Below are 10683 nucleotides of genomic sequence, written 5' to 3'. Positions count from 1 at the left end.
ATGGAAGACGTGTCGAGCAGCGAAGGCCGGGCAGAGACAGCCGACGCCACGTTGTGGTATAAAGATGCAATCATCTACCAGTTGCACATCAAATCGTTCTATGACGCCAACGGTGACGGAATTGGGGATTTTGAAGGTCTATTCGAGAAGCTTGATCATATCGCTTCGCTTGGCGTGAACGCGATCTGGCTCCTGCCTTTCTTTCCTTCGTCACGGCGCGACGATGGTTATGACATCGCCGACTATGGGAGCGTCAGTCCCGACTACGGCACGATCGAAGACTTTCGCAAATTCGTAGCCGCCGCCCACGAACGCAATATTCGGGTTATCATCGAGCTGGTCATCAACCACACGTCCGATCAGCACCCGTGGTTTCAACGTGCGCGCCAGTCACCCGCGGGAAGCCCGGAGCGCGACTTCTACGTCTGGTCCGATACAGACCAGAAATTTCTTGAGACCCGTATCATCTTCATCGACACCGAGAAGTCCAACTGGACGTGGGATCCGACGGCTGGAGCGTACTATTGGCATCGCTTTTATTCGCATCAGCCTGATCTGAATTTCGACAACCCCTTGGTGATGAAGGAACTTCTGTCGGTGATGCGCTTCTGGCTGGAAACTGGCATTGACGGCTTCCGACTGGACGCGATCCCCTATTTGGTAGAACGCGAGGGAACAAACAACGAGAACTTGCCGGAAACGCATGCGATCCTGAAGCGCATTCGCGCCGCGCTCGATGAGACACATCCCGGCGTGATGCTGCTTGCGGAAGCCAACCAGTGGCCGGAAGATACCCGGGAATATTTTGGAGACGGGGACGAGTGCCACATGGCATTTCATTTTCCGCTGATGCCCCGGATGTACATGGCGATCGCCAAGGAGGACAGGTTTCCGATTACCGACATCATGCGTCAGACGCCGGATATTCCCGACAGCTGTCAGTGGGCGATTTTCCTGAGAAACCACGATGAGCTGACGCTTGAAATGGTGACGGATGCCGAGCGCGATTATCTTTGGGAAACATATGCGTCCGACAGGCGAGCACGCATAAATCTCGGTATCCGCCGTCGCCTGGCTCCGTTGATGGAGCGCGATCGCCGGCGTATTGAGCTGATGAACGCGCTTCTGCTGTCGATGCAGGGCACGCCGGTTCTTTACTACGGTGATGAGATCGGGATGGGCGACAACATCTACCTTGGCGATCGCGACGGCGTTCGAACCCCGATGCAGTGGTCGCCCGACCGCAATGGCGGCTTCTCAAGGGCCAATCCCGCCCGCCTGGTCCTTCCGCCCGTTTCGGACGCGCAGTATGGCTATGAAGCGCTCAACGTCGAGTCCCAAACATCAGACGCGCACTCGCTGTTAAACTGGACCCGGCGCATGCTTTCGCTGCGCGGCCGGCACCCCGCATTTGGCAGAGGGTCGCTTCGGTTTCTTTCTCCTGACAACCGGCGTATTCTGGCCTATCTCCGAGAGCACGGAGACGAGGTTATCCTGTGCGTGGCAAACCTATCGCGGGTACCTCAAGCCGTTGAATTGGACCTCTCCGCCTACGAAGGCCGCGTGCCTGTCGAGCTGACCGGCATGTCACCGTTCCCGCCAATCGGCCAGCTTACCTATCTTCTGACGTTGCCGCCCTATGGGTTTTTCTGGTTCCAGCTCAATGCTGAATCGGATGGTCCGGCGTGGCGCACGGCTCCGCCGGAACAGTTGCCCGATTTTCACACGGTCGTCATTCGCCGAAGCCTCACGGAGCTGGTTGATGAACCTCAGCATCAGAGGGCGCTCGGCAACGACATCCTTCCAGCATATCTTTCAAGACGGCGGTGGTTTGGTGCCAAGGATCAGTCTCTTCAATCGGCAAGGCTTGTTTCGGCGACGCCGATCCCATTCGCTGATGGGATAGTGCTGGGCGAGCTCGAGGCCATCCTGCCTGATCACGTTGAGACTTATCAGCTCCCGCTCGCCATCGAATGGGATGACACCACGACGAACATCCTAGGCCAGCAACTTGCCTTGGCTCGCATTCGTCAAGGACGACGTGTTGGATTTCTCACCGACGGCTTTACGGTGGAGCCAATGGCGCGGGGTTTGATCGAGAGCCTGAAGAACCGCTCGACCGTGACCGGTCGTTCCGGCACGATAGACTTCATCGGGACCGATTACTTGGACCAGCTGGATATCACCGCCGAAATGGAGATCCGATGGCTATCTGCGGAGCAGTCAAACAGTTCTCTGATCGTCGGCGAGATCGCCATGATCAAGCTTATAAGGCACGTCTTCGAGGGCGTTCATCCCGAAGTTGAAATGACGCGCTATCTTACCGAGCAGGGATATGAACACACCGCTCCACTTCTCGGCGAAGTCGCGCGTAATGACGCGGACGGGCGGCGGTGGACACTTGCCGTCGTACAAGGCGCAATCCGTAACCAGGGCGATGCGTGGAACTGGATGCTCGCCAATCTGCGTCGGGTTGCAGATGAGGTTGCAACCACCGAAGCGGAGCCTGACGCCGCTGACGACGAGCTACAGCCGCTTTTGAACTTCGTTGCTATGATCGGCCAGCGCCTGGGTGAACTTCACGTCCTGCTTGCGCGACCGAGTGAAGATCCATCTTTCGCGCCGCGGAGAGCGGATGAGGCTGACGTTGCTGGCATCGAAAGATCAGTGACCGGCGAGATCGCCTACGCCTTCTCCAAGTTGGAGGAGCTCGCGGACACGCCCGACAGCGCGGTCGAGAAGGATATTCGCAGTCTCTTGGCGCAAAGGGAGCAGATATCTAAATTGGCTGCAAGATTGTGTGGACGGGCGGCAGACGCCGTGCTGACACGCACTCATGGGGATTTTCATCTAGGTCAAATACTCGTGACGGAAGGTGACGCCGTCATCATCGACTTCGAAGGCGAACCGGCGCGCAATCTCGCGGAGCGGCGTGCAAAGACCAGCCCCTTGCGGGACGCCGCCGGTCTTTTGCGATCTCTTGACTATCTCGTTGCCACGGCGACTCTTGAAAATGATGCCGTGTCCGACCATCACGACGAGCGCAGGCGCTTGTTTGTCAACCGCTTTGGCAAAGCAGCCGAGGAACTTTTTCTTCAGAAATATATCCACGCGTTGTCTGCATCACCAGATCTGCCGAGCGATCCGAAGACCATACGTGCGCTTCTCGACATCTTCCTTTTGGAGAAGGCAGCGTACGAGATCGCCTACGAGGCACGCAATCGCCCGAAGTGGCTGCCAATTCCCCTGGCCGGCTTCAGCGCAATCGTGTCACGCCTTGACGGAGAACGGGCATGATGGAGCCATCGACGGTCGACACATCTAGTTTGGCTCCCGGCGAACTTCTCGCAATCGTCGAGGGCCGTCATGGCGATCCCTTCGCGTTTCTGGGACCCCACCGGTCGCAAGATGGGCGAATTACAGTTCGCACGTTCGTTCCTGGCGCTCTAGGCGTCGAATTGGTCGACCGCGCAACGGGTGCTGTGCTTGCAGTGTCGTCGCTGGTGCATGCAGGCGGCGTGTTCCTCGGCCCGGTCCAAAGTGACGCAGGATATAAGCTGAGAATCCTCTGGCCAAACGGCGCCCAGGAGACGGAAGATCCCTATCGGTTCGGCCCCCTGCTTGGTGATCTCGACCTGCATTTGATTTCGCAAGGAACGCACTACCAACTTTCGTCGGCTCTCGGTGCAAATCCGGTCACCGTCGACGGCATCCAGGGTGTGCGTTTTGCGGTCTGGGCGCCAAATGCGCGCCGGGTCTCGGTGGTTGGAGATTTCAATAGCTGGGATGGTCGGCGCCACCCAATGCGCTTGCGGCGTGAGGCAGGTGTCTGGGAAATCTTCATCCCAGATCTGACGGTTGGCGACCGCTACAAATTCGAAATTTTGGACGGGCAGGGCAATCTGCTTGCTCAGAAGGCTGATCCAGTGGCCCGGGCTTCGGAAGCCGCGCCTTCCACTGCATCCATCGTTGCCTCAACCGAACCGGTGAAATGGCGGGATGCTGAATGGCTCGAACGGCGGGCTGGGAGGGACATTCTGGACGGTCCGATATCGATCTATGAAGTTCATGCCGGATCCTGGCTTCGGGACATGAAGGATGGCGGGCGTTCGCTCGATTGGTTCGAACTGTCCCAGCGGCTGATCCCCTATGTCAAGGAAATGGGGTTTACGCATGTGGAGCTTATGCCGATCATGGAATATCCTTTCGGGGGTTCATGGGGATATCAGCCACTAGGCCTTTTTGCCCCGACGGGACGGTATGGAACGCCGGAAGACTTCGGATATTTCGTCGACCGCTGCCACGAAAGCGGGATCGGCGTCATCCTTGACTGGGTGCCGGCCCATTTCCCAAGTGATGTCTGGGGTCTGGCGCGCTTCGACGGAACTGCGCTCTACGAGCATGAGGATCCAAGAGAGGGCTATCACAAGGACTGGAACACGCTGATCTACAACCTCGGGCGATCCGAAGTGAAAGGGTTCCTGATTGCAAGCGCCCTTGAATGGCTTGACAGGTACCATGTCGATGGTCTGCGGGTCGACGCCGTTGCCTCGATGCTTTACCGCGATTACAGCCGTGCCGAGGGTGAATGGATCCCGAACCGGTACGGAGGGCGAGAGAACCTAGAAGCCATAGAGTTTTTCAAGCACCTCAACAGCGTCGTTCGCGACCGCCACCCGAATATCTTAATGATCGCCGAAGAATCGACGGCCTTTCCGAAGGTCACAGCCTCGCCGGCTGACGGCGGCCTGGGGTTCGACATGAAATGGAACATGGGGTGGATGCATGACACCCTTCACTACATTTCGGACAATCCGGTCTATCGCAAGTATCACCATGGCTCGATGACCTTCGGGATGGTCTACGCTTACACTGAGCGGTTTGTCCTGCCGTTTTCCCACGATGAGGTGGTTCACGGCAAGGGATCGATGCTGGGTAAGATGCCAGGTGACGACTGGCAAAAACATGCCAATCTCAGAGCCCTGTACGGCTTCATGTGGGGCCATCCAGGGAAGAAGCTGATATTTATGGGTTGTGAGATCGGCCAGAAGAACGAATGGAATCACGACGCCTCGCTCGACTGGGATCTTCTCGACGACCCTCGTCATCGCGGTCTTCAGAGGTTGGTGAGAGACCTTAATCGCGTTTATGCTCACTTTCCATGCCTGCAATATGGCGATCTGCACCCGGACGGGTTCGAGTGGGCCGTCGCCGACGACGCTGAGAATTCCGTCCTGGCGATGATCCGCTACGATCAGACCCGCGACACCGCCTGCGTGATTGTATCCAATTTCACGCCCGTCCCGCGCCAAGGCTATCGAATTGGCGTGCCTCTCGATGGCCTTTGGCGCAAGATACTCAATACGGACGACACCGTATATGGAGGCGCGGGAACCGATATAGGCGACGTTGCTGTACAGTTCGTTGCCGCTCACGGCCGGCCAATGTCGATCGAGGCTGATCTGCCACCTTTGTCGACTGTCATGTACATTAGAGATCGAAATCGATGAAACCCTCGCAGCCGAAAGCGGGTGCGCGACTGGCCGGCAAGAGGATGTATTTGGCACTGTACCGCGGGTATGAACGGCCTTCATATATCAACTTTGCCAGCTGAACGCTCCATCGATGATGCAGCGCCCCAGGTGTGACGTCGACCTGGGGCGGTTGAGCTGGAGAGAGTCGCAAGTAGGCTCTGAGAGATATAGCGGACGATCTCCCACGTTCTTGGCGGCGGCCGAAAGAGTTACCGCGGTTCCACCGGTTGCATGGCTTTCCACTCTCAGATGCGGCTATTAGCCGATTGGTGTCGATACCCTTTCCAGCCGAGAGGCGCGATTGTCGCCTTCCGGCGCTTTTGCACGGCCTGTCCGTTGTCACACGACGCTAGGGGTCGGCACCAAAGTGTGATGGCCTTGTCACACAAGAAGGAAAGCCCATTTTCCGGGCGATCCTTGCGTCTCGAACCCGCACTCCTGGATGAGCTCAATAGAACCGCAATGGGCGCGGTGCAACCGCAGGTCCCGTCAATCCGGATCCTAGCTGCGGAACTAGTACGCCACATGTTGGTTATGCGCAAAGGAAGAACGGGAGGACGGTTCCATGAACGACAAAGACCAAAAGCGACGCGAGCGGGCTTACAAGATTTGGGAAGACGAAGGAAGACCGGAAGGTGCTGATCTTGATCATTGGCAACGAGCCGAAGATCAACATGAAGCGACAGAGGCGGAAGTAGCGGCGGAGGTGACCGGTGAAAATCCAGCTGCTTCAGCCCCTGAGTTGGGCAAGGATAAGCCTTCGCCGGTCCCGCCGCCGATTTCAAAGCCGGCCAGAAAACGGCGTTGAGCTATACGCGGTAGACGTAATGGCGCCCTTCATCGACGCGGAGTTGCCTTCTCCGAAGATCGTGGACCGCACAGGCACGTTGCCGCCGACAACAGCATGAGCATTATGCCAATGACGTTCGCGACTGTAATCGTTTCCTGCGCAAAGAGGGCGCCAACAACGACGGCGATGACGGGAGAAACAAAGGCGAACATACCGGCTCGGCTCGGTCCGGCGTCCCTCAGGAGCTGCATGTACAGTCTGTAACCGACCAGCGAACCAAAAATCACCAGGAAAAGCCATCCTGCGAACGCTCCCATAGTCCAGTTGCTTAATGCTAATGCGCTTGGGTTTTCGCCGCAGATCACGGCCCCGGCGGAAAGCAGCAGCCCGCCGAGGAATGTTGTCGAGCCCGCAACAACTGCGCTTCCGTGTCTTGCAATGAGCGGTTTTGCGAGCACCGAGCCCAATGCGGACGAAGCCGCAGCCCAGCAAACGGCAAGGATGCCAAGCCAGGCGCCCCTATCGTAGCTCACCTGTGCTTCACCGACGAAGAGCAGATATAGTCCGAGGGATCCGACGGCGAGACCGATCGCTGGTGCCCAGCTCCAGGTTTCCTGACGCAAAGCCACCCCGAAAACGAACAGGCAAACCGGTGTCAAAGACATTTCCAGCACCGCGGCAGTGCCTGAAGGTATCTTTGTCATTCCCCAGAAGAGTGGGCCATAGCACAGCGTGATCATCAGCAGACTGGCTATAATTAGCCCGCACCAATCAACAGCCAGCGCTCGTATCGACTGACCCTGCCACATCGCAATCCCCAAGAAGACAGTTCCTGCAGCGACGAAACGCAAAGCTGCAAAAAGCATTGGTGGCAAGCTCGTGACGCCGAACTTGACGGCGATCCAGGTTAAACCCCAGACAGCGCAGAGGACTGCAAATTTCCCGTAGTTTGAACCTGACATGGCTTGGACCCCGATTGTGTAACGCGTAAAATCAATTTATACCGTTACAACTTCGGCAGCATCATCGGGTTCCCTATGGCGAAATCAGTAAGCACCATGCGCTTGAGCGGCGGGCACCCCGCCCTGGATTTTGTCAATACAGTTGACAGCCGCCGAGGTCGGTTGGGCCCGGATCTCCTGACAAAGTTCGTCGACCTTGTCACTTTCAGTCAAAGGGTGGATCTCATTTCTGGGGCTGCGGCTGCAACTCTAAGGCAGGCGGCAGAGGCTAGCCCTGGGGCGGCTGCCAAGGCGCTGGCGACGGGAATTGATCTCCGTGAGAGCCTTTATCGTGTCTTTCTCGAAGAAGACGGGGGCGCAATTGCCCCGGAAGGTGATGCAAATGTCGTCAAAGCGGCTGCGATCGTTGCTCGAAGCCATCAAGTCTTCGAGCAACTTGCCGGCGGGTGGGCTTGGACAACGAAGGTCGAGACGCCCGCCGACCTCGTGCATGTGCTTTCGAGCTCCGCTGCCGACCTGCTAGTGTCGCGACCGAACCGACGATCGGTGAAGGAGTGCAAAGGCGACAATTGCGGTTGGTTGTTTCTCGATACATCAAAAGGCGGACGGCGGATCTGGTGCTCGGAAGCAAGCTGCGGCGTCCACAATCGCGTCAGGAAATTTAGGCAAAGTTGATGACCCTCGTCGGTCGCGCTTGGGGCGCGGGGGTCATCTAAATCACGTGGGTCGCCGTTTCATCACAGCCAAGGCCAGAACCATTGTCATGGCTGAGCCGGAAACCGGTTGCGAAATGGATAACGCTGGAAGGATGTATCCATCCGTTCAGGGCCTAAGCCAGGACCCCTCATCACGGTGTGGCGCGTTAACCGGATCTTAACCATCCGCTGCCATCTTCGGGCTGCATTCCCCATGCGTGCACCTCATTTTTAGGCGCGTGTCCGTTCAAGCGGCACGCGCCGTTTTTCTTCCCGGTTCATCGATAAGGAGCTCGTCATCCGCCATGCGGGGCCGCGGCGCGTCGCGATCCGCATCGGCGTGACACGCTCGGCTTCGTCGACCATCCGCGATGAACGGAACCGACGCCCTGTTCGCGGGTTACTCCCGCGAAAAACGAGGGATGCCCTGCATGAGCAATGAAGAAGACGCACCGTTGGTCACGTACAACAGAATTGATGGGAAGGCCTTCTTCGTTTTTCAGCGGCGCCGTTATGATCTTCCAGGTCAGTACAGAAGCCTCTCAGACGCCCAATACGTGGCTGAGAAGCAGTGTCGGTCTATGGGGTGGCAGCGCGATGAGCCGTGAGCATGTCGGCGGACCCGCTTGATGACCGAACCGAATGCGCGAACAGCAACTGAGGAAGGTGTTCTTGAGCGTTGCGCGAGACGACTAGCGCCTCGACCAAGCACGGGCAAGGTGCCTATCCGGTGGGCCGCCAGCCACCGTTTGGCGTCCGGGACGTGCTAAGCTGACACATGGATAAACGGGTCATTCAGCTTGAATTCATGCCGCGCGTCGTAATTCTTATCCAAACCGGCGACGCCCGCGGTAGGAGCGGGGCACCAAAATCGGAGTAACCTAATGTTCAAAAAGATTGTTTTAGCTGCGGTGGTCGCTGCATTTGCCGCTCCGGTCGCCCTGGCTCCCGCGGCCGCGGACGCGCAGGACTACTACAATCGCGGGTGGCGGGATCACCGCGGTTGGGATGGCTGGGACGGACCGCGGCGGGATTGGCGCAGGCATAGACATCACAATGACTATGGCGGCGCAATTGCAGGCGGGCTTGCAGGTGGTCTGATCGGGGCTGGCTCGATAGAAAACAGCGCACCGCGATATTATGCGGCTCCGGCTCGGGAGTGCTGGTACGAACGCAGGACGGTGCAGGACCGATACGATTACGGTTATCATACTGAACGGGTTCAGGTCTGCAACTAGATTGCCAGGTTGAGCCTCGGGCGATAAGCGCCGACAATCTGAGGAACTACAGCTTGATGGACAAAACCTCCTTCCCCATTGCGCTTGGCACCCTTAGGATGCGCGGGCAGGAGGACCTCTATGAGCAATACCGTTTCACACCTTCCACGCACGCGCAGTGGATCGTGGCCCCACAAGCGTCGAGCGGTCCTCGACTGGTTGATGAATGACACGAGCGCGCAGCGGTTCCTTGACAACTTGCTGGTGGACATGTGCGAGAGGCTCGTGGCTGACGGTATATCAGTCGCCAGATCGTCTCTTCACCTAAGAATTCAGCATCCGCAATGGCAGGGTGCCCGGATACTGTGGCAAACCGGTGCAGTTGAAGCCGAGATCGATACATTCGACTACAACGTCGACACCACTGAGATTTTCCTCCGCAAACCAGCCACTGAAATTTACAACGGAGCTTCGGAAGTACGGCAACATCTCTTTGCGCGTACCGGCGAGATATCCAAATACCCACTTTTTGAAGAGCTCCACCGCGAGGGATATACCGACTATGTTGCGTGGCCGATCAAACATACACTCGGAAAGTGCCACGTCGTCACCTTTGCCACCAAGAAACCGCATGGGTTCCTCCAGCACGACATGGATTACCTGAAGGACTTGTTGCCTGCGCTGGCACTGGCAAGCGAGATCCGGATGAAGAATGCCATGGCCCGCACGCTTCTCGAAACATACGTAGGCGCTCACGCAGGCGCTGAAATTCTAGCCGGTGCTACGACACGAGGCAGTGGAAAGACCTTCAAAGCCGCAATCATGATCTGCGACCTGCGAGACTTCACGGCCTTGTCAGATCTGTGGCCCCGTGACGATATAATCGAAATTCTAAACGGCTACTTCGACGCGATTTGTGACCCAATCGAGACCCGCGGTGGCGAGATATTGAAGTTTATGGGAGATGGCCTTCTGGCTATTTTCCCGCTCAGCAACCCGGACGCCTGCGACGATCTCCTCTACGCGATCAAAGAGGGGCAATCGCGAATGGAAACCCTGAACGGTCAACTTCTGGAAACCGGTAAGGACGCTCTGCGCTACGGCATTGGGGTACATGTCGGCGATGTCATGTATGGCAACATAGGGTCGCGGAAACGTCTGGATTTCACTGCGATCGGACCTGCGGTCAACATCGCATCGAGGCTGGAGGAATTCACCAAGAAGACCAAACAATCAGTGTTGCTTTCTGCGGAGTTCATATCACTAGCAAATTGCTCTTCAGAGGTTGTAGCACTGGGATCCCATCGGTTGCGCGGTCTTGAAACGCCCGTCAGCATATTCGGTTTAATTGACGAAGGGTATCGTGCCGATGACACTTGACTACTCGGCGACCGGCTCGAAAAAATCCGATCGGTTCGATGCTCGTCTATTGTAAGGGACACGTTCTACCTTGGCCCGAGCCGATGAGCATGAGCGTGGTCGGCG

The 10683-nt window shown here is 57.3% G+C and carries 6 protein-coding genes; 5 read left to right on the top strand and 1 reads right to left on the bottom strand.

The window, feature by feature from the left end:
- The 3 genes from treS to F2982_RS29830 all read left to right on the top strand — a co-directional run bounded on the left by treS (window position 1) and on the right by F2982_RS29830 (window position 6342).
- Window positions 1-3297 (top strand): maltose alpha-D-glucosyltransferase, encoded by a 3297-nt coding sequence (gene treS / locus F2982_RS29840; RefSeq protein WP_203431238.1) that lies wholly within the window; start codon window positions 1-3, stop codon window positions 3295-3297.
- Window positions 3294-5510: a 1,4-alpha-glucan branching protein GlgB gene (gene glgB, locus F2982_RS29835; protein ID WP_203431237.1), complete on the top strand. Its 2217-nt coding sequence runs from the start codon at window positions 3294-3296 to the stop codon at window positions 5508-5510. The genes treS and glgB overlap by 4 nt, the downstream gene beginning before the upstream one ends.
- Before the next feature lie 589 nt (window positions 5511-6099).
- Window positions 6100-6342 carry a DUF2934 domain-containing protein gene (locus tag F2982_RS29830; RefSeq protein ID WP_203431236.1) on the top strand — a complete coding sequence of 81 codons (243 nt, stop codon included), beginning with the start codon at window positions 6100-6102 and terminating at the stop codon, window positions 6340-6342.
- 29 nt (window positions 6343-6371) lie between these two features.
- Here the strand turns inward: F2982_RS29830 and F2982_RS29825 are convergent, their stop codons facing one another.
- Window positions 6372-7286, bottom strand: coding sequence for an EamA family transporter (locus F2982_RS29825; protein ID WP_203431235.1), 915 nt, complete (start codon window positions 7284-7286; stop codon window positions 6372-6374).
- A 75-nt stretch (window positions 7287-7361) separates the two neighbouring features.
- On the opposite strand from F2982_RS29825, the gene F2982_RS29820 reads away from it, so the two are divergent.
- Window positions 7362-7961 carry a CGNR zinc finger domain-containing protein gene (locus F2982_RS29820; RefSeq protein WP_203431234.1) on the top strand — a complete coding sequence of 200 codons (600 nt, stop codon included), beginning with the start codon at window positions 7362-7364 and terminating at the stop codon, window positions 7959-7961.
- Between the two features lie 1378 nt (window positions 7962-9339).
- The gene (locus F2982_RS29815) at window positions 9340-10578 is read left to right on the top strand and encodes an adenylate/guanylate cyclase domain-containing protein (RefSeq protein ID WP_203431233.1); all 1239 of its coding nucleotides are present in this window, start codon (window positions 9340-9342) and stop codon (window positions 10576-10578) included.
- Window positions 10579-10683: the final 105 nt, after the last annotated feature.

The organism is Rhizobium sp. BG4, from assembly GCF_016864575.1.
In the GTDB taxonomy this organism is placed as follows: domain Bacteria; phylum Pseudomonadota; class Alphaproteobacteria; order Rhizobiales; family Rhizobiaceae; genus Rhizobium.
This window is presented reverse-complemented; position numbering and strand designations above follow the sequence as displayed.

Bases quoted from the DNA above. Each gene is read 5' to 3' on its own strand.
- treS (WP_203431238.1), top strand. From the start codon at position 1: ATGGAAGACGTGTCGAGCAGCGAAGGCCGGGCAGAGACAGCCGACGCC.
- glgB (WP_203431237.1), top strand. From the start codon at position 3,294: ATGATGGAGCCATCGACGGTCGACACATCTAGTTTGGCTCCCGGCGAA.
- F2982_RS29830 (WP_203431236.1), top strand. From the start codon at position 6,100: ATGAACGACAAAGACCAAAAGCGACGCGAGCGGGCTTACAAGATTTGG.
- F2982_RS29825 (WP_203431235.1), bottom strand. From the start codon at position 7,286: ATGTCAGGTTCAAACTACGGGAAATTTGCAGTCCTCTGCGCTGTCTGG.
- F2982_RS29820 (WP_203431234.1), top strand. From the start codon at position 7,362: ATGGCGAAATCAGTAAGCACCATGCGCTTGAGCGGCGGGCACCCCGCC.
- F2982_RS29815 (WP_203431233.1), top strand. From the start codon at position 9,340: ATGAGCAATACCGTTTCACACCTTCCACGCACGCGCAGTGGATCGTGG.